This is a genomic window from Arthrobacter globiformis, from assembly GCF_046536215.2.
GTDB lineage: Bacteria > Actinomycetota > Actinomycetes > Actinomycetales > Micrococcaceae > Arthrobacter > Arthrobacter globiformis_E.
This window is the reverse complement of the sequence record NZ_CM143421.1, coordinates 3016474-3034351: the sequence shown is the minus strand read 5'-3', so window position 1 is coordinate 3034351 and position 17878 is coordinate 3016474. Positions and strand designations below refer to the sequence as shown.

The 17878-nt window shown below is 64.5% G+C and carries 20 protein-coding genes and 1 tRNA gene; 10 read left to right on the top strand and 11 right to left on the bottom strand.

What is annotated here, in order from left to right; genetic code table 11:
• Positions 1-43 precede the first annotated feature (43 nt).
• A complete protein-coding gene (locus R5O87_RS13655) occupies positions 44-1114 on the top strand; it encodes a LacI family DNA-binding transcriptional regulator (protein ID WP_410557301.1) in 1071 nt (356 codons plus the stop codon).
• A gap of 493 nt (positions 1115-1607) precedes the next feature.
• Here the strand turns inward: R5O87_RS13655 and R5O87_RS13650 are convergent, their stop codons facing one another.
• Positions 1608-2045: a hypothetical protein gene (locus R5O87_RS13650; protein WP_410557302.1), complete on the bottom strand. Its 438-nt coding sequence runs from the start codon at positions 2043-2045 to the stop codon at positions 1608-1610.
• Between the two features lie 235 nt (positions 2046-2280).
• Here R5O87_RS13650 and R5O87_RS13645 point away from each other — a divergent pair, with 235 nt between their 5' ends.
• Both R5O87_RS13645 and R5O87_RS13640 read left to right on the top strand, forming a co-directional pair.
• Complete coding sequence (locus tag R5O87_RS13645) at positions 2281-3195, top strand: hypothetical protein (protein WP_410557303.1); 915 nt, start codon at positions 2281-2283, stop codon at positions 3193-3195.
• A gap of 310 nt (positions 3196-3505) precedes the next feature.
• Positions 3506-4225 (top strand): hypothetical protein, encoded by a 720-nt coding sequence (locus tag R5O87_RS13640; RefSeq protein WP_410557304.1) that lies wholly within the window; start codon positions 3506-3508, stop codon positions 4223-4225.
• A gap of 419 nt (positions 4226-4644) precedes the next feature.
• Here R5O87_RS13640 and R5O87_RS13635 read toward each other — a convergent pair whose 3' ends face one another.
• Positions 4645-4962, bottom strand: coding sequence for a hypothetical protein (locus R5O87_RS13635; protein WP_410557305.1), 318 nt, complete (start codon positions 4960-4962; stop codon positions 4645-4647).
• 827 nt (positions 4963-5789) lie between these two features.
• On the opposite strand from R5O87_RS13635, the gene R5O87_RS13630 reads away from it, so the two are divergent.
• A complete protein-coding gene (locus tag R5O87_RS13630) occupies positions 5790-6215 on the top strand; it encodes an Hsp20/alpha crystallin family protein (protein WP_410557306.1) in 426 nt (141 codons plus the stop codon).
• Between the two features lie 141 nt (positions 6216-6356).
• Positions 6357-7127 (top strand): hypothetical protein, encoded by a 771-nt coding sequence (locus tag R5O87_RS13625; RefSeq protein WP_410557307.1) that lies wholly within the window; start codon positions 6357-6359, stop codon positions 7125-7127.
• Positions 7128-7153: 26 nt separating this feature from the next.
• Here the strand turns inward: R5O87_RS13625 and R5O87_RS13620 are convergent, their stop codons facing one another.
• The 3 genes from R5O87_RS13620 to R5O87_RS13610 all read right to left on the bottom strand — a co-directional run bounded on the left by R5O87_RS13620 (position 7154) and on the right by R5O87_RS13610 (position 8572).
• Positions 7154-7546: a hypothetical protein gene (locus R5O87_RS13620; RefSeq protein WP_410557308.1), complete on the bottom strand. Its 393-nt coding sequence runs from the start codon at positions 7544-7546 to the stop codon at positions 7154-7156.
• Between the two features lie 43 nt (positions 7547-7589).
• Positions 7590-8012, bottom strand: a complete 423-nt coding sequence (locus tag R5O87_RS13615) for a J domain-containing protein (RefSeq protein ID WP_410557309.1) — start codon at positions 8010-8012, stop codon at positions 7590-7592.
• A gap of 137 nt (positions 8013-8149) precedes the next feature.
• A complete protein-coding gene (locus R5O87_RS13610; RefSeq protein ID WP_410557377.1) occupies positions 8150-8572 on the bottom strand; it encodes an Hsp20/alpha crystallin family protein in 423 nt (140 codons plus the stop codon).
• Positions 8573-8710: 138 nt separating this feature from the next.
• Between R5O87_RS13610 and R5O87_RS13605 the strand changes: the two genes are divergently transcribed.
• Positions 8711-9025 carry a MerR family transcriptional regulator gene (locus R5O87_RS13605; RefSeq protein ID WP_410557310.1) on the top strand — a complete coding sequence of 105 codons (315 nt, stop codon included), beginning with the start codon at positions 8711-8713 and terminating at the stop codon, positions 9023-9025.
• Positions 9026-9088: 63 nt separating this feature from the next.
• On the opposite strand, the gene R5O87_RS13600 is transcribed toward R5O87_RS13605, so the two are convergent.
• Together R5O87_RS13600 and R5O87_RS13595 are read right to left on the bottom strand one after the other, a co-directional pair.
• Positions 9089-9388, bottom strand: coding sequence for a hypothetical protein (locus tag R5O87_RS13600; RefSeq protein WP_410557311.1), 300 nt, complete (start codon positions 9386-9388; stop codon positions 9089-9091).
• A gap of 59 nt (positions 9389-9447) precedes the next feature.
• Positions 9448-9520: transfer RNA gene (locus tag R5O87_RS13595), tRNA-Lys, on the bottom strand.
• Between the two features lie 451 nt (positions 9521-9971).
• Between R5O87_RS13595 and R5O87_RS13590 the strand changes: the two genes are divergently transcribed.
• The 4 genes from R5O87_RS13590 to R5O87_RS13575 all read left to right on the top strand — a co-directional run bounded on the left by R5O87_RS13590 (position 9972) and on the right by R5O87_RS13575 (position 12843).
• Positions 9972-10274: a hypothetical protein gene (locus R5O87_RS13590; RefSeq protein WP_410557312.1), complete on the top strand. Its 303-nt coding sequence runs from the start codon at positions 9972-9974 to the stop codon at positions 10272-10274.
• Positions 10275-10981: 707 nt separating this feature from the next.
• Positions 10982-11476 carry a hypothetical protein gene (locus R5O87_RS13585; RefSeq protein WP_410557314.1) on the top strand — a complete coding sequence of 165 codons (495 nt, stop codon included), beginning with the start codon at positions 10982-10984 and terminating at the stop codon, positions 11474-11476.
• A gap of 381 nt (positions 11477-11857) precedes the next feature.
• Positions 11858-12013: a hypothetical protein gene (locus R5O87_RS13580; protein ID WP_410557315.1), complete on the top strand. Its 156-nt coding sequence runs from the start codon at positions 11858-11860 to the stop codon at positions 12011-12013.
• 182 nt (positions 12014-12195) lie between these two features.
• Positions 12196-12843 (top strand): hypothetical protein, encoded by a 648-nt coding sequence (locus tag R5O87_RS13575; protein ID WP_410557317.1) that lies wholly within the window; start codon positions 12196-12198, stop codon positions 12841-12843.
• Between the two features lie 18 nt (positions 12844-12861).
• On the opposite strand, the gene R5O87_RS13570 is transcribed toward R5O87_RS13575, so the two are convergent.
• The 4 genes from R5O87_RS13570 to kdgD all read right to left on the bottom strand — a co-directional run bounded on the left by R5O87_RS13570 (position 12862) and on the right by kdgD (position 17752).
• The gene (locus R5O87_RS13570) at positions 12862-13782 is read right to left on the bottom strand and encodes an AEC family transporter (protein ID WP_410557318.1); all 921 of its coding nucleotides are present in this window, start codon (positions 13780-13782) and stop codon (positions 12862-12864) included.
• A gap of 79 nt (positions 13783-13861) precedes the next feature.
• Entirely contained in the window at positions 13862-15190 is a 1329-nt protein-coding gene (locus R5O87_RS13565) for an enolase C-terminal domain-like protein (protein WP_410557319.1), read from the bottom strand.
• Positions 15187-16800, bottom strand: a complete 1614-nt coding sequence (locus tag R5O87_RS13560; protein WP_410557320.1) for an aldehyde dehydrogenase (NADP(+)) — start codon at positions 16798-16800, stop codon at positions 15187-15189. The genes R5O87_RS13565 and R5O87_RS13560 overlap by 4 nt, the downstream gene beginning before the upstream one ends.
• A gap of 37 nt (positions 16801-16837) precedes the next feature.
• Positions 16838-17752 (bottom strand): 5-dehydro-4-deoxyglucarate dehydratase, encoded by a 915-nt coding sequence (gene kdgD, locus R5O87_RS13555; protein WP_410557321.1) that lies wholly within the window; start codon positions 17750-17752, stop codon positions 16838-16840.
• Positions 17753-17878: the final 126 nt, after the last annotated feature.

Here is a 17878-nt window from a genome sequence, read left to right as displayed (position 1 = left end):
AGTCAGGCTTCCCGTGCGGCTGGAGGGATAGACAGGAGAGTTCGTGGCAGGAGCAATCAGGCAAAAGGACGCCGAAGCAAGGCCACCAGAATCACCTTCGCGCCGCAAGCCGAACATCAATGACGTTGCACGGATTGCGGGCGTCTCTTACGGTACGGTCTCGCGGGTGCTTAACAATGCGCCCGATGTCAACGCCGCAACTCGCGAACGGGTGCTGCAAATTATCAAGGACATCGGGTACCGCCGCAATCGCGCGGCGACCACGCTCGTAACGAGCCGCTCGACGTCCATCGGAATCCTGACTGACGGCTCGCCCCGCTTTGGCCCGGTCGGGACGCTCATGGCCCTTGAGAACACCGCCCGGAAGAAGGGCTATTCGACGAACGTCGTCACAGTGGAGGCGCCCTACGAAGATTCGGTGCACAAGGCTCTGGACACCTTGGACGACATCGGTGTGGACGGAATCATTGCCATCGCGCCGGTCGTATCGATGGCCTCGGCCGTCTGGAGCGCCTCGGTCCGGGTTCCCGTCGAGATGATCGCCGCCGGAGCGTCTTCGACACCCAATGTCTTCACGTACTCGGAGAACCAGGAGCTGGGGGCGCGCATGGCGACACAGCACCTCATCGACCTCGGCCACACCGACATTGCCCACTTGGCGGGCTCGATGGAATGGTTTGATGGCCGGGTCCGCAAGCGCGGATGGGAGGCCGCCCTGCGAGATGCAGGCCTCCGCCCGGGGCTCTGCCTTGAGGGTGACTGGAGCCCAAAATGGGCCTACGAAACGGGCTTGCGGCTCGTGGAGGAGGGCAACATCCCCCAGGCTATTGTCGCAGCGAGCGACCACACAGCCCTTGGAGTGATTCGGGCCTTTGCTGAGAAGGGTGTGCGGGTGCCCGAGGATGTTAGCGTTGTTGGCTTTGACGACATCGAGGGATCGGACTATTTTCTGCCTCCGTTGACGACAGTGCGACAGGATTTCACTACGCTCGCGGCAGCCAGCATTGACGTGCTCCTGGGCGCGATCGAAGGCCGGGAGGTTGACCGCGATCCCAGTCCGCCGACGCTCGTCGTCCGTCGAAGCTCCGCCCCTGCCCGTAACGCCGGTCGCTAGCTCACGGGGTAGGCGGAGGAGAACGACCCCAAGCAGACCTGAGCAAGCCTACGTTTCAAACGAAACCCCGGGCACCGCCACAGCGGCGCCGGAGTGCGCACTCGCTAATCCACGGCCGACAACGCGCCCCTGCCCGGGCGTTTTTGAAACGCCGATAATGGAGATTATGTCAACCTGAACTCTGCGTATCTCATCAGATGAATCAATTCGCACTGTTCGCTCTCAGTTTTTTAGCAACATTCACAACGACTCTGGCGATCCACGGATCGAGGTCATCCGTCTCATGCAAGTTGGCATCTCGGTCCCCTGACTGACCCGGCTCAATGGGCCGCGGCCCGACGCAAAACACTTACTGTATTGCCAATCATGAGTGAGGCGCCGGCCGCCGGATCCGTCTCCCTCGAGTTGGCGCCAGGTCAGCGTCCTTGGGCCATGCCTAACCGTGGTTCCCTAGCCGGCAAGCCAAGGGATCTCGCAGGTTCCTTCCGGACAGCTACTTCCCGAAGTATTCGAGCTCGGCCTCTATCTCCTGGGTCTTTGTGGGACAGAAGTAGGCGTTGGTCAACCGGACGACTTCGATGCCACCCCCATCAGCAGGGGTTCCGCCGCCGATACTGCGGACAGCGATGCCGAGGCCAGTACGATCCTGCTCGCAGATCTGCTCCTTCATCCACGAGGCGTAGCTCTGCATGTTGTCTGGCTTGATGCCCAGCTTGGTCACGTCGGCCTCGTAGGAGCCAGTTGTCGCGATTGGCTTGGAGATGGGGGCAGCAGTAGTCGCGGCGCCATGCGATGCCGATGCATTTGAATCTGCTGTGGGAGAAGTTGTCGCGGCTGTCGTTCTTGGTGATGCCGCTTCTGGAGCCCCATTGGCGCATCCTGCCAGGCCCAGCCCCGTCGCCATCATGAATATTAGCGATGCCTTCTTCATAAATCCCCCAAATTCTCAAATTGCCCTGCAAGCGAGGCCTTCAAGACAGCCTATAGGGAGGCGAGCAGCCTGCGGCGGACGACTAGGATTTTGACCCTTTCACGTTGGCACTGCGGACGCCCGCGGCGAGATGGCTTTTACTCATCGTGCAGCGACTAGCATCAAATTTGGCGAATTGCTCGGCCGTTGACTGGCCGAAGCAACCTACACGGCAAAGCGGGGACAGGCACATCGAATGGAAGAAGCAACGCTATTTTGGACGATGATCTCGGCGATTGCCACTGCAATTGCTGCTGGAGCCACCGCAGTATCTGCGGTGGTCATCGCGGTACAAGCAGTTCAAACAAAGAGGTCAGTGGAAGAGGCAAAAAGGTCGGCTGACGCGAGCGAAAGAGCGGTGAACGCGGCAAATGAGGCCTTGCAGCTCACCCGGCAGCAAGCTAAGCACTCTGAAATCATGGCAGGGGAAGCCATACGTTCCCGAATGGAAGCCCAAGGTCCCGCAGTCTCCGTCTCCTTTAGCGATGTCGATGATGATGGACGGCCACTGCCCTTCGGGTACGCGATAGGGTCGAAGCTAGACGATGACAATTACCAGCAGGTAGAGCCAGGCCACGTGTTCTTCGAAACGCGAGATGACGACCAGTGGCTCTTTGCTGTTGTGCGGGTGGCCTTCAGCAACAACGGCCCGCATCCTGTGACGGTTTCGACTCACACCATGACGCGGCAGTTCAGGAATAGGCAGCTTTCGCTTGCCAATCGCCATGTGCGCCTAGAAGGCGCTGGAAGTACTGGCCGTACAGATGGCGGCTTCATGCCAATTGGCGCCCCAGTCAGCCAATGGGTGTGGGTAATTAGACAATCTCAAAGAGGTCATCAAGTAGGCGGGTCTACAGCATGGTGGACCGAAATCGACGGAGAGGCTGGGATTCAAATCACCCAGACTCTCAAGATCATGGGAACGCTACTGGAAAGTGGTGACCGGCAGGGTGAGTGGCGCCTTAGGGGCTTTGGCCCTGACGTGAACTACCCATCGTCCTTTGTCCTTGAGCCCCAGAAACGGCACTACTATATCGGCATTGACCCCACTGGCAAGCGGCACGCGTTACCACCGCTCGAGCCGGAGGAGTTGGCGATCGACGCTCCCTAGCTGTTTCCAACCGTCGCCAAGTGGCGGTTCTTAGCGGAGTAGATTGCGCCCTGCGATGCTGGGAAACAGTGATGCCCGCGACAATTGACCCCGCGCCCGTACGCCACCAGTAGCGTATGAGGCCGATCATGGTAACAAGCTGGTATCGGGCATCAAGTGGAAGCCGGTGAGGGTGCAGGTGCGCATGGATACGGCCGCGGTCACGCGATGATCGGGGCGGAAGCCCAACGTCGTGCCTCCGCCCGACCATCTAGACAAACCCCATCCCCAACGAACCCTGCACAGGCCGCCGGCCGGTAGCATCGGTGGCATGAACACGGACGACAGCGCGGCACTGGCGGAGCTCTTCGCGAACGCGGACCGAATCAAGGGCCTCACGCTGCAGGACCTTGGCTATGTCCCCCATCCCGGTGTGCTGTCTGAGGAAGACCGTGCCCAACTGGATTCACTAACCCTGGAGTGGATGGCCGAGGTACCCGGCGCCGAGCGTGACCGCGGGCTGGTCCGTGCCCGCCTTCTGGCTGGTGCGATCTGGCATGCTTCCATCGTCCTCATCGACGAGCTCTTCCAGGACGTCGCCGCCCTGTACGAAAAGGAAGCCATCACGCGGGAGGACATCGACGAAACTTGGGTGCTGTGGAGCCTCCCACCCCAATACGCCACCAAGTACGACGGACTATTCGCCCGGCGCTTCCTCGTCATGGCCTCCGACCTGACCACCAAGCTAACCGGCCACTGGACCATGCCCAGCTGCGTCGCCCAAGAACTCGCCGTGCGATGCCTGCTCGACAAAATCGAGGTCGTCGCCGATACCTATGACCTTGACCTGGAGCCAGGATGGCGAGGACGGCTCACCGACCGGATGCTCGAAGACACCGACAGCGAACTGCTCTACGACCCCAGCCTTGACGGCTTCCAACACGACGAAGAACTCACTGCAGCATTCAGGCTCGCACCAATGACACTCGAGCACTGGTTCGAACCGTTCAACGAGGAAAGCCAGGTCGCACCCTACGCCCGCGAACATTGAAGGCCTCCTGCTGCAGCGGGTCGCGGGCTAGCAATCGCCAGATTTCTTTCATCCAACCTGACAGTCCCCACGTCGCGACTGACAACTGGATTGAGAACGAGCACACCTGGCCCTGGTAACAGGCGTCGAATGCGCCCAGGTTTACGAAACGGCGGTTATCGGCGTTTAAACCACGGGAGTAGAAAGTAGCTGCGAGAACTCCCGGCCTCGGACGTATTGGACGTTTCGCACGCAACGCGGCCAGTTGGATACCGTTCCGCCGGCCTGCCTGCTGCGAAGGCCATGTCGAGCATGGGGCCCAGGCCGTCCCCGCCGCCCCTATGCCTTCAGGGCCAAAGGCTTACAGGGGTCATGAACTCCAACCCGCCATAGCAGTTAGCCGGCACGGGCGGTACGGCCGCGAGGAAAGTTCGGGCGGCTCAGGGGTTTTTCTCGACCCGGTGCCCGGTACCTTGGACGCCCAGGCGGTATCCCAGCCAGAAGGTCAGGACCAGCAGACCTACAGCAATGAGCAGGTATCCAGCCCACGCTCCGGTGTCCATCAGGACTATCTGATCCGACACGAACGTCTGCTCGGAGTCGCCTACAAAGGAGAAATCAACGGTCTGCTCCCGAGGCGCCAGAACGAAGGCCGCCCCGGCGACCACCGCGGATGCTGCAAGCACAGGCACCAGCGGCTGCCGCCAGCGGCGTGACTGGATTGATGGACTGTTGCCGTGGTCTTCCCCCATGGTCATGACATCACCCTACTGCCGCTCTGTGCGCTGGCGGGACAGCCTGCAGGCCGTGGCTGCACGACGGGCGCAGTTCCGGTCGGCGTGACGGCACACCGACTGCCGGTCGATGGTCGGGCAATTCGAAACGGAGGCAAACCGTCTCTACCTGCATCGGCGTAAAGTTGTAATCGGCCGGCGGCGGACAGCCGACTGGCGTCCCCCCACGCCAGCGGCCCCCAGCTCCGTCGTCGGTCCGCTGCTCGGTGGCAGCGGTGTTAACCCAGGCCAGGGACGTGGGTGGACTACCCTACGGAGGGCCCGCTTCAGGTTGACGAAATCCTGGTTGTCGGCGTTTTTGGAACACGCCGGGGAGAACCGTGACGGAGTTGGGTTCCGGCTATCGCCGGCGGTGTTTCGTCGTGGGCCCCGAACTTAGAAGAGCTTTTCCAGCGCCCGGTTCGCGGCGGGGATATCCAGGCTGCTTGAGGTATTGGCTGGCTTTCGCCGCGATGCCAGGCTGGTGCGGAGCTGGACGAGGCGCCTGTGCCGCCGTTGATAGCACACGCCGCAACGTTGGAAGGGTCGGCGTCGGGACAGGGTCCACGACTGAACTGCAGGCCCATTACGGGCCGCCGGCCCGCTCGATTGGTGACGCCCGGAGTCTTCGCTGGTCCTCAGGTTGCTGTGGAAGCCGTCAGTGGCTATCCCGCTGGTGCATCCCTGACGCCGGTGCCCGGGTCCCTGACAGGTTGCTGGCTGACCCTTGCGCGTTGTTAACAGGAGTGCTAAAAAATCTATATCAGCGGATAAAGATGTCTGCACTTGGTTGATGATCAAGGAGGTATGTGATGTTGATGATGAGCGATCCGTTCCGGCAACTGGACCGGCTGGCCCAGCAGGTGCTGGGCACGTCGGCGCACCCAGCGGCCATGCCCCTGGATGCCTGGCGGGAAGAGAACGAGTTCGTGGTCGCGGTGGACCTGCCCGGCGTGGACGTGAACTCGATCGATGTGGATGTTGAGCGGAACGTCCTGACCATTCGGGCTGAACGGAAGAACGGCGCCCCCGAAGGTGCCGAGATGGTGGCCGGTGAGCGGCCGCAGGGCGTCTTTAGCCGGCAGCTGGTCCTCGGTGAAGCGCTGGATGCCGACAACGTGAAGGCCGGGTACGACGGAGGCGTGCTGACCCTGCGCATCCCGGTCGCTGCCAAGGCCCAGCCGCGCAAGATTGAGATCACCAGCGGCCAGGGCACGCAGCAGCAGATCGGCGCCTAGCATCGGCGGCCAGGGCGGCCACGCCCCGCACGGTTTCCCGGTACCCGTCACCCGGGGAACCGTGCCGCCGCGCCCGGCCATGAGCCGGTACCCCGGGGGCATGAAAGGAAGGAACTTTCGGGACAAGGAGGAGCTCTGCTGATGCCAGTCACACGCAATGTTGCCTGGGACGGGCGTTTGGAATCGTTCAAAGGCAGGGACACCGTGCAGTACGTGCTCGCGGCTGCCTCCATGGCCAGCGCGTGCGCTGCCTGCCGGGCTCCGCTGGAGCCAGGTGAGCCGCTCTCCCTGCTCGTGAACGTCACGGAAAGCACCGCTCCGGACGGAACAAAATACGTTACCTTCACCGACTGTGTCTGCCACAGCGGCTGCAGCGGCCCCGGCCTGAGCGTCGAGCGTGGTCCGTGGGCTCCCAGCGAGCTCACCCCCGTGGCCGCCCGGATGGTCCTAACACAGGACTCCGATGGCGTGAAGGGTCGGCCGGTGCCGGTACTGGCCTACACCCTGGTCCCGGTCGTGGCCTTCCGCGAGGGCGGCGGCGACCTGACCTCTGCCCTGGTCTCGGTGCTGCTCTTTCATGGCTTTCAGCTGGCCTTGGGCCCTGACTTGGGCGGCATTGTCGGGGACGTGGCGGAAACGGCGGCCAGCTGCACGGTTGCCGTGGACCCCCAGGGCCTGGTGACCTTCAGCATCGGCGGCAGGCTGCTCTTCCGGGACCGGCTCCGCCCCGAAAATCCGGATGATGCCTTGTGGATGGAGGCTGTGCGCAGCGGCGAGCACGTCCTGGTCATCAGCGGGGACAACCTCTTCATTACCAGCGGCGGCCTCGACCTGCGCCACGCTGCTGCGCAGGGCACCCTGGTCATCGGCGCGGTCCGGGTCCACCGGCAGGCACCTCGGTTCGCAGGGTAGAGGCCGGCCGGTTCATCGCTATAGCTTCAGTCCACGAGTGGGGGCGGCCCGAAGAGGAATTCGTTGGCGTGGGCTACGGCTTTGCGGAACGCGTCATTCCGCAGCGCGACCAGGTGCTCGACGTCGTCAGCGGCTGGTTCCAGGAATGCGGTGAAGCCTGGCCGGAGCATCCAGATATCCCCTGCCGGGGGCAGATAGAACACCCCGAAGGAACGGTGCTGGCTGTCGTTCTCGTCCGTCCAGATGGGCACCACGGCCAGGGCGGCGCCGGTGGCCGGATTGATCCACTGCGCCCGAGGCAAGGGTTCCTCGTGGGCCTCGGGGTCCAGGAAGGGTGCCGTCCCCTTGCCCCAGCGCTGTTCGAAACGCTCGCAAAAGGCCGGGATCAGATGTGAGTCGTAACGGCGCCAGTCACTCATGGTGGTAGTTCCTCCTCGGGGGCGTGCTTCGTGTGCTCTTGAGTTATCGGCTGCTCTCCCACCGGACCGGCGTGACGCGCAGTGGCGGCTCCGGGCGCCGGATCACACGGACCGGGATCACCTGCGGGCCGCCGCTGCGGGGCCCTTCCGGTTTCCGGTGTTCTTCCCGTGGGTGCGGCTCCTGGCCGGCCGCCCCCTGGCGCGACTGCGCCTTGCTTTCCCCGACCTCGGGCCCGGTACGCCTGCTGCGGGCGGCTTCCCGGTCGTAGGCGCGCCGGCGCTGAGGGTCCCGGAGCACGGAAAAAGCCTTCATGATGAGCTGCAGTTCTGCCGGCACAGCGTCCGCGCTGCCCATATCCGGATGGTGTCGGCGCATCAGGGCCCGGTAGGCGCGCGCGATCTCCTGCGGTGATGCGCCACGGGAAACGCGCAGCACCGCGTAATGGTCCGGGACAGGTACGGTCATCAGCTGAACACCCCCGACCCCCGAAGAGCCGGCGCAGGGCCGTGGCGGCAGTTCCGGCGGCAGCCGCCGGGGGCGGCTCCGGCTGTGGCCCCGGGGGCCAGGGACCGGGCGGCCGCCCCCTCGCGCGCGCCGCAGGGCTATGATGCGATCTGCTGTTGCTGGCCCTTGCTTTCGATCTCGATCTTCCGCGGCTTGGCCTGCTCGGCAACCGGGATCCGCAGCGTCAGCACGCCGACGTCGTAGCTGGCCTTGATGTTGTCCGTATCCAGGGTGTCTCCCAGAATGAGCTGGCGGCTGAAGACACCGCGCGGCCGTTCGGAGACGACCAGCTCCACATTGGGCTGGGTGGCCTCACGGCGTTCAGCCCGGACGGTGAGGACATTCCTTTCGACGTTCAGGTCCACGGCGTCAGGCGAGATGCCGGGCAGGTCGAACGCCACCACGAATTCCCCGTCTTCCTGCCACGCATCCATCGGCATGGCTGCCGGACGGGCTGCTGTTCCGAAGACCTGCTGGGTGAGCCGGTCCAGCTCACGGAACGGGTCAGTACGGATTAGCATCATTTCCCACTCCCTTCAGCATGTAGGTTTCATCGCTACCCACCGTGACTATCTGTGACGGTGGATATAGATTTTTTATAGCACCAGTGCCAAACTGGTGCAAGAGGGGGAGCCAGCCATTTTCTGACGGGAAGCCAGATGACGAACCAACGCAGCAACGCGCGCGGCCTGTACGCGATTTCCGTGGTGGCGGAACTGCTTGGAACAGGCCAGCAGAACATCCGCCTCTATGAACGCCGCGGCCTGCTCACTCCGAAACGGACCGAAGGCGGGACCCGCCAGTACAGCGAAGCCGACCTCGCCGTACTGCGCCGCATCGCTGCACTCCTGGAGGAAGGACTCAACCTGGCCGGCGTCGCGAAAGTGCTCGAACTGGAATTGGACAACGCACGCCTCCGGCGCCAGCTCAAGCGCGCCCGCGCCGCCGCCCGGCAGGACGGCCACAAGGAATGAACCATCCAGACCACCCCAGGCCGCCGTCATGCCAACGGCGCTGGCAGCGGCCCGGGGGAATCATCAGGTTGTCCTCCGTTGCGGCATCTGCCTGCAAAGGTGGACATAGGGGCGTCTAGGACAGCCCCTCGATACCGGGTGCCGCCACAACGGTTCCCGTGCCGGAAGGTTCCGGCTGAGCAGCTCCAGCAGCTCGCCCTGGTCCAACTCCGTCGCCGCACTGACGTCAGCAAGGGTCGCATCCCCCGTGCGCAGCAGCGCCGCGGCCGACTCCCGCAGCGTCCGGCATGCCGCGCCCAGGGTGATTTCTGCGGTGGCTATGACCGCCGCCAGCGCCCGCAGCCTCTGAAGTTCCGGATTCATGCCCTGCCGCCCCCTTCGTCTGAACCTGTGCGGACCAGCGCCCGCGAAACGTCCAGGCGTGCACCCGGTGGGGATCGAACCCACGACCCGAGGATTAAAAGTCCCCTGCTCTCCCGGCTGAGCTACGGGTGCCAGCACCGCCCGCACGCGTCCTCCCAGTTTTCACATTCACCCCGTGATCTATGCCATTAACCATAGATTTTCTAGCACTCACGTACGGCGCGCAACCGTTCTTCGGTGAAAAAATAGGCCGGAAAACACTTGCGCGGCCCCGTGCCCGGTGCTATTTAAATCTATGTCAGCCAATATAGATACGGATCGAGAGTGAACCAGGGGGAGTCAGTAGCCGCAGTTTCGACGCGGCCCAACAGACCGGCACGGGACACCCGGTACACGCCAACGCTGCCACATCGGGCGGTCGGGCATTCACCGAAATGCAACGCCACCGCGCCTTGCAGCGCACATGCAGCGGCAGCGCACGGACCGTCCCAAACCGGCGGTCCCTGGCCGCCCCGGCGGCCAGGGACCGTTCTAAACCAGAACCGTTCTGACCTACCGTGGCTCCGCAAAGGAGGTGCCCGCAGTGGACGATGAGGGCCGGCCGGTTGCCTACACCGCGCTGCCCAAAGGGATACCCGTCACCACCCAGTCCGGACGAGCCCTCGGGAAGCTGGAACGGATCCTGGATGACAACGGGGACATCTTCCACGGGATCGTTGTGTCCACCGGCACAGGCCCGAAGTTCGTGGCCCGGAACATGATCGAGCGCATGACAACCACCCATATCCGCTGCTTCCTCACCGACGAACAAGCCCGGGAACTGCCCCCGGCGCCGTCAATCCGGCGGCCGAAGGCCAAAGCATGGTTTACCCGGAGGGCCCCGTAACCCGCCCACACATCCACCACGATGGCGCCCCAACGGTGAACCCGGGCATCCGAAGCCCAGCGGCAGCCGCAGCACCAAACCTAACCCAACCGGGGATCACTCGGGCCAGTCGAACCGCGACCTCGCCCACCCGGGGACGGACGCAGGGCTGGGCCGCCGTCGGGAGATTCCGGCGGGCGTTTCTCGTTTCTCAGCACCACAGAATTCGCAGGCCAAGCGGTTCAACGCGCCGAGGGATTGGCTCGTCAGCCCGCTCCCCCGGTTGACTGAATCTCCATTATCGGCTCTCAAGGGCGGCGGGTGGGAAAGTGACTGAAAAGTTGCCCTGGCTGAGCGGGATTCCGTCGGGACGTTCCTGCCACTCGCCTTGATTGTGGCATTGGCATTGTTGCCTGTCGTCATGAAGACGGCTGTTCCTTCGGCCAACAAATCGTCTAGGAAGGCAGGCGGTCCTTGGGAAAACCTTGCAACAACAGCCCCTGTTAGCCCCTCAAATAGGGGTGACGGGGCGCCAAGCGAAATACTAAGCTCCCGATGTGGCCGCCGCGACGAAGCGGCCAGAGGACGTACAGACGTACAGACGCCCCTACGCGGGCTGATTCAAACGTCTCGGTGTCGCGTGCCAATGGCGGCATGCACATCGCCACCTGCTGGGGGATTGGCGGATTCACAACTGCAGCATTTTTATGCACCGCTGAGGAATCATCATGAAAAAAATTTTGCGGGCGCTCGTGTCAGTCGCCCTTCTCGCTGGCCTAACCATGGTCGCGCCACAAGTGGCCACCGCCCAGGAAACAATTGGTCCTTTCCCGGCATGTCCGAACTTCGATGTCTCCCTCACCATCTCCGGCGGAAACCAAGCACTACGTCAAACACGCGTGAAAGACGGCGTGATCTACACCGTCACCGCAGGAAGCGGAACAACGATCATCTTCAATGCCGTGGGCAAGAAAGGAACCATACTCAAATCCGTGACGTTCGACACGAAAGGCTCCGTCACCAAGACGGCCACAAGCGGTAACCTCACAACCTTCCAGATCACCGGATTCGGGACGCTCCTTCTCTTCCCCACGGATCCGGGCGGCCCATCGACAACGGTCTACAACGGCAAGGTTACTTTCACCCTCGACCAAACCGGGACGCTGGTCAGCACCGTAGTCAACAGCGGGCGGACGTTCGACATCTGTGCGGCACTGTCGTGACAGTGCCGATTTGACCGCCAGCCACTATCGTCGATAGCACTGGGTAAGCGGTCCTGGTGTCCGGGGCCGCTTGCTTTCATGAATCCCGGAGCTTCATTGTCCTGATGATCAGCATGGGCCATGCATGCGCCTGTAGAAAGACCTGCACCACCCATTGCCGATCAGATGAGTCACGACCGCCGGGTGGAACGGCCTGCACTTACTCTGCCAGCCAGTCCCAGACCAGCCACCCCAATCCTCACAGGCGTTTTAAGTAGGACGAGGCTTCCGCCCGGACATGCAGGAGGCGGACAACGAACTGCTGGGCAAGGCACGAATCTTCGTTGACAACCACCAATCGGCAGCGGCGGCAGGGGACATCCTCATCCGCTTGAGGCGGGCGTGATCGACAGGGCACGCATCGAAGGAGACCTGTTCGACCTGACCCAATTACCGGCCTTCGAGCGCCGGCGGGATGACATCACCGTGTACAAGAACGCCGGTGGAGCGCATCTGGACCTGATCGTCAGCCAGCATGTAATTGCACGTCTAAGCTGACTCACCGCGCGCAGAGACACGCAAAGAACGAGTCCACGCCGGGACGGTAGGACGTGCTGAGCAACTGCCCCCGCAAAACCCGCAAATCCAGTTGGTCACGCAACTCCCGCCCCTATTCCGAGGTGACACCCCCGCCGCTACTATGGCGACATCACGTCTGTCCATTAGATCTATGGGGAGAAATGAAAACTTCTCGGATCGCCGCCGGAATCGCCCTCTTGGCACTAGTGCTCACGGCATGCGCCGGCCCGCAGCCCCAAGCAGAACCGGTCTCAGTTGCACCGGCACCGGCAGAGGCGCCGGCGCCGAGCGCAACACCTATCCCCAAGGCGGCCGTTGCCGGCATTGCGAACGAACGCGGCCAGGTGGTCCAGGAGATCGGTGAAACGGGCGTACTCGTTACCGATGGATATGACGCCCCTCCTACGATGACCTTCAAGGTGACGTCCATTGAGCCGGTCACATGCGACGCTCCTGACGCACCCACGCCACAGGGAACTGCCGTCGCGGTGGCCCTGGAGATCGTCACCTCCCCAACGTTTTCCGGACCGCTGGAAGTCAAAGGCCAGCCAGGGATGATCAGTTTCCGCCCGCACTACTGGAAAGGCTATGCCTCCAACGGTGCGCAGATGAACACCGTTGAGTCCTCCATCGAGCACAGCTGCCTTACCGACAGAACAAAGCTTCTGCCCGATTATTTCGGCAAAGACCGAAAGCTGAACGGCATGGTCATCCTGGATGTGACCGCACCGATCGGTGAGGTTGCCTGGATTCCGAACGGCATCGGCGGCTGGGCCTGGGAGTACCCCGGGGAGGAACCCCGGGACTGAGCCGAACGTCCCGCAGCCCTACGCCGCAGCCCACGCGACCACCAGCAGCGCGCCCACGCACAGGATGGTGGTGCAGAGGATCACGTCGCGGGCCACCGTCATGCCCCGGCCGTAGGGGGAGGCGAAGAGGAAGACGTTCTGCGCGGTAGGCAGCGTCCCCATGATCACGCTGGCCAGCAGATGCTGCCCCGACAGGCCAAACACATAGCGTCCCAGCAGCCACACAATCAAAGGCATGCCGGCGATCTTCAGGAAGGTCGCCACGAGCGTTTCAACACGGCCGTCGTCCTTCTGCAGCGGCGCCCTCCCGGCCAGTGACAGGCCGAAGGCGAGAAGCACCATCGGGACAGCACCGCCGGCCAGCATGTCGATCGGTTTCTGTAGCAGGTCCGGGGCCTGCCAGCCCGTCAGCGCAACCACCACGCCAAGCGCCGATGCGATGATCATCGGGTTGGACAGCGGCTGGAGTAGCACTTTCTTCCACGAGATCCGGGCGCCGGAGAACAGCCCAAGAAGCGTGAGGTAGAACGGGGCCATGACCAGGAGCTGCACCAGCAGCACGGGCGCCACGTGCTGGGCGGTTCCGACGGCGTACAGCGAGACCGGGATGCCGATGTTGTTGGCGTTGGCGTAGCTGCTGGCCATCGCGCCGACGGCGGTCTCCGCGGCCGGGCGGCGGAAGAACAGGAAGCTCAGCAGCCAGTAAAGAAGCCCCACCGCCGCTGCTGAAAGCAGCGCCAGCGGGGCGTCGGTTCCGAGGGCGGCCCGGATATCGGAGCCGGCCACCACGGTGTAAAGCAGGGCAGGGTTGGTGATGTAGAAAGCTGTGCGGGTCAGTGCCGTCTGGACCTCGGGCCCCAGAATGCGGAACCTGGCGGCGAAGTACCCCACGGCGATGACTGCAGAAACAACGAGTATTCCGGAGACAACGCCGCCCACTCTTGACCCTTCTGTTTATGTGCGCTCCGCACGGCCGCCCCCTCGAGCGGAGTGCCGGCCGTGCGGAAGTCTACTTGAGCTACCGAACCAGGCAGGGCCGCTTCGGGTCGAAGGACCAGCCGTCGATGTAGTACTGCATGCCGATGCTGTCGTCGCGGGCGTCCAGGCCGTGCTGCAGGTACAGCTGGTGCGCCTTGTCCAGTGCCTCGCGGTCCAGTTCGATGCCGAGCCCGGGCGCGGCCGGAACCTCGATGGCGCCGCCCCTGATCTGGAGCGGGTTCTTGGTCAGGCCCTGCCCGTCCTGCCAGATCCAGTGCGTGTCCAGCGCGGTGATCTCGCCGGGGGCTGCCGCGCCGGTATGCGTGAACATGGCCAGCGAGATGTCGAAGTGGTTGTTCGAGTGCGAGCCCCAGGTCAGGCCGAACTCGTTGCACAGCTGCGCCACGCGGACCGAGCCGTGCATGGTCCAGAAGTGCGGGTCCGCCAGCGGGATGTCGACGGCGTTGCTGCGGATGGCGTGCGCCATCTCGCGCCAGTCCGTGGCGATCATGTTGGTGGCCGTCTTCAGCCCGGTGGCCCGGCGGAACTCTGCCATGACCTCGCGGCCGGAGAAGCGGCCTTCAGCACCGCAGGGGTCCTCGGCGTACGCCACGACGCCCTGCATCCGCTTGCCCAGCCGGATGGCCTCCTCGAGCAGCCAGCCGCCGTTCGGGTCCAGCGTGACGCGGGCATCGGGGAAGCGTTTGGCGAGTGCCGTGACCACGTCCACTTCGTCGTCGCCGGACAGCACGCCGCCCTTGAGCTTGAAGTCGCTGAAGCCGTAGCGCTCCTGCGCCGCTTCGGCGAGGGCGACGACGGCTTCCGGAGTCATGGCCTCCTGGCGCCGCAGTTCCTCCCAACGGTCCGACGGCGCGTCCTCCACGAGGTACGGAAGATCCGTCCGCTTGTGGTCGCCGACGAAGAACAGGTAGCCGAGCATCGGCACGGACGTGCGCTGCTGGCCGTCGCCCAGCAGTTCGGCCACGGGAACGCCCAGGAACTGGCCGTGCAGGTCCAGCAGCGCGGACTCGACGGCGGTGACGGCGTGGACCGTGGTGCGCAGATCGAAGGTCTGCAGGCCGCGGCCGCCGGCGTCGCGGTCCGCGAACTCCGCAGCGATCTCGCGCAGCAGGGAGCGGTAGCGGGCCACCGGCTTGCCGGCGATCAGCGCGCCGGCTTCCTCGATGGTGGTGCGGATCTTCTCGCCGCCGGGAACCTCGCCGAGGCCGGTGCGGCCGTCCGAGTCGGTCACGATGACCACGTTCCGGGTGAAGAACGGCCCGTGAGCGCCGCTGAGGTTCATCAGCATGCTGTCGTAGCCAGCAACCGGAACTACTTCCACGCGGGCAATTGTCGGCTGGGCGGTCATGCGTTGACCTCGGCTTTCTCTCCAACGGGAACAACTTCGCCGTCGATGCGGCGGTTCAGCTGCCACGGGTTGGCGTCCTTCAGTGGTGCGGGGAGCAGTTCCTGGGGCAGGTTCTGGTAGGCGACCGGGCGGAGGAAGCGGTTGATGGCGAGGGTGCCGACGGAGGTGGTGCGCGTGTCGGAGGTGGCGGGGAAGGGTCCGCCGTGGACCATGGCGTGGCCCACTTCGACGCCGGTGGGCCAGCCGTTCACGATGATTCGTCCCACCTTCTGTTCCAGCGCGGGGATCAGTTGCGCCGCCGTCGGGTAGTCCTCTTCGGTGAGCTGCAGGGAAGCGGTGAGCTGGCCCTCGATCCGGTTGGTGGCCTCGATGAGTTCCGCGGCGGTGGAGTAGCGGATCACCAGGGAAGCCGCGCCGAAGATCTCGGCGTGCAGCACCTCGTTGGTGATGAAATCGCGGATTTGGGTGCCGTAGATGGCCGGTGCCGGGGCATTTTCGGTGGGGCCGGGGGTTCCGGTCCCGACGGTCGTCACGTTCTCGGCGGCGCTGAGCGCCTCCGTGCCGGAGGTCCAGGAGCCGGCGATGCCCGCGGTGAGCATCGTCTGGCCGGCGCAGGCGGAAACGGCGCGTCCGACGGCGGCAGCCAGTTTGTCGCCCGCCTCGCCGGCGGGGGCGAACAGCAGGCCGGGGGAGGTGCAGAGCTGGCCGGAGCTGCCGGTCACGGCGGTGACGTACTGCTGTGCCAGCGCGTCGATCTGTTCGGCGGAGCCGTTCAGGGCGCCGGGGAACACGAACACCGGGTTGAGCGAGGACATCTCCGCGTACACGGGGATCGGCTCCGGGCGGGCGGCGGCGGTGCGCATGAGGGCGACGCCGGCGCTCTGGGAGCCGGTGAAGCCCACGGCCTTGATGGCGGGGTCGGCCACGAGGGCCTGGCCGATGCTGCTGCCGGGGCCGTAGATCAGGGAGAACACGCCGGGGTGCAGGCCGAGGTCGGTGACGGCCTTGGTAATGGCCTTGCCCACGAGTTCACTGGTGCCGGGGTGGGCGTTGTGCGCCTTGAACACCACGGGGCAGCCGGCGGCGAGGGCCGAGGCGGTGTCTCCGCCCGCCGTCGAGAACGCCAGCGGGAAGTTGCTGGCACCGAACACGGCGACGGGGCCGAGCGGGATCTGGCGCTGGCGGATGTCGGCCCGGGGCAGCGGCGTGCGGTCCGGGAGGGCGGGGTCGATGCGGACGCCACGGAAGTCGCCCTGGCGGACCACGTTCGCGAAGAGCCGCAGCTGGCCGGTGGTGCGGGCACGTTCACCCGTGAGGCGGGCGGCGGGCAGGCCGGTTTCCTGGCCGGCGCGGACGGTCAGTTCGTCGCCGATCGCTTCGATGTTGTCCGCGATGGCGTCCAGGAACGCGGCGTGGGTTTCCGGGTCAAGGGTGCTGAACGACGCGAAGGCCTCGGCGGCCGCCGCGGTGGCGGCCGTGAGCTGCTCCGCGGTGAGCAGGGTGTAGGCGGGCTCGAGCTGTTCGTTGCTGGCCGGGTTGAAGGCGAAGGTGGTCTTGCCTTCGCCGGCAACGGTCTGTCCGGCGATGAGGGAGTGTCCGGTGAGGGTCACGGTTGGTTCCTCCTGGGTAAAGGTGGGAGACGGCTGACTAGGAAACCCTGGCGATGAGTGCCTTGAGGTCGGCCAGGTCCTTTTCGGCCATGTTCTGCAGCGGGGGACGGACGCCGCCGGCGGAACGGCCGATCGCGTCCAGCCCGCCCTTGACGATGGAAACGGCGTAGCCCTTCACGCGGTCGCGGATGTCCAGGTACGGGATGACGAAGTCGTTGAGCTTCTGGTTGACGGCCACACGGTCGTTGTTGCGGACGTCCTGGTAGAAGTCGAGCGCAAACTGCGGAATGAAGTTGTACATGGCGCTGGAGTAGGTGCTCATGCCCAGCTGCAGGAGCGGCAGCGCGAAGGTCTCTGCCGTGGGGAGGCCGCCCAGGTAGAACAGGCGGTCTCCGAGCTTGGCGTAGACGCGGGCATCGTGCTCCAGGTCGCCCACGCCGTCCTTGAAGCCGATGAGGTTCTCGTGGCGGTCTGCCAGGGTGGCCACCGTGGTGTCCTTGTAGATGGCGTTGGCGCGGTTGTAGATGATGACGCCCAGCGACGTGGCGCTGCAGACGGCGCTGACGTGGTCGATCAGGCCGCCCTGGTCGGCTTCGGTCAGGTACGGCGGCAGGAGCAGGATGCCCTCGGCGCCGGCGGCCTCGGCAGCCTTGGCGTTCTCGATGGCCTGGGCGGTGGAACCGCCGGCGGAGGCCAGGACGGGGACGGTGTTGCCGACTTCCTCGACGGCGGCACGGACCACGCGGGCCGACTCGGCCGGGGTGAGCGAGAAGCCCTCACCCGTGCCGCCGGCGGCGAAGAGGCCGGCAACCGGGTAGCTGGCCTGCCAGGCCAGGTGCTTGCGGTAGTTTTCCTCGTCGAACTGCAGCTCTGCGTCGAAGGAGGTCACGGGGAAGGACAGCAGCCCGTCCTTGAGGGTGTTGGCGAGTTCCTGGGGTGAAAGTTTTGCCACGGGATGTCCTTGGAGTCGGTGCCGGGAATGGCGGGGGTGGTGTGGTTCCTTTCAGACTAGGACTCCCGTCTATGCCTGTCTAAGTGCATTTTTGTATCTATTGATACCCTCAGCGCATTGAGCACG

Excerpts from the sequence above, each read along its gene's own strand:
- R5O87_RS13565 (WP_410557319.1), bottom strand. The coding sequence starts at position 15,190 with ATGACCGCCCAGCCGACAATTGCCCGCGTGGAAGTAGTTCCGGTTGCT.
- R5O87_RS13610 (WP_410557377.1), bottom strand. The coding sequence starts at position 8,572 with ATGCTAATCCGTACTGACCCGTTCCGTGAGCTGGACCGGCTCACCCAG.
- R5O87_RS13630 (WP_410557306.1), top strand. The coding sequence starts at position 5,790 with ATGTTGATGATGAGCGATCCGTTCCGGCAACTGGACCGGCTGGCCCAG.
- R5O87_RS13600 (WP_410557311.1), bottom strand. The coding sequence starts at position 9,388 with ATGAATCCGGAACTTCAGAGGCTGCGGGCGCTGGCGGCGGTCATAGCC.
- R5O87_RS13615 (WP_410557309.1), bottom strand. The coding sequence starts at position 8,012 with ATGACCGTACCTGTCCCGGACCATTACGCGGTGCTGCGCGTTTCCCGT.
- R5O87_RS13575 (WP_410557317.1), top strand. The coding sequence starts at position 12,196 with ATGAAAACTTCTCGGATCGCCGCCGGAATCGCCCTCTTGGCACTAGTG.
- R5O87_RS13625 (WP_410557307.1), top strand. The coding sequence starts at position 6,357 with ATGCCAGTCACACGCAATGTTGCCTGGGACGGGCGTTTGGAATCGTTC.
- R5O87_RS13640 (WP_410557304.1), top strand. The coding sequence starts at position 3,506 with ATGAACACGGACGACAGCGCGGCACTGGCGGAGCTCTTCGCGAACGCG.
- R5O87_RS13645 (WP_410557303.1), top strand. The coding sequence starts at position 2,281 with ATGGAAGAAGCAACGCTATTTTGGACGATGATCTCGGCGATTGCCACT.
- R5O87_RS13605 (WP_410557310.1), top strand. The coding sequence starts at position 8,711 with ATGACGAACCAACGCAGCAACGCGCGCGGCCTGTACGCGATTTCCGTG.
- R5O87_RS13585 (WP_410557314.1), top strand. The coding sequence starts at position 10,982 with ATGAAAAAAATTTTGCGGGCGCTCGTGTCAGTCGCCCTTCTCGCTGGC.
- R5O87_RS13620 (WP_410557308.1), bottom strand. The coding sequence starts at position 7,546 with ATGAGTGACTGGCGCCGTTACGACTCACATCTGATCCCGGCCTTTTGC.
- R5O87_RS13635 (WP_410557305.1), bottom strand. The coding sequence starts at position 4,962 with ATGACCATGGGGGAAGACCACGGCAACAGTCCATCAATCCAGTCACGC.
- R5O87_RS13650 (WP_410557302.1), bottom strand. The coding sequence starts at position 2,045 with ATGAAGAAGGCATCGCTAATATTCATGATGGCGACGGGGCTGGGCCTG.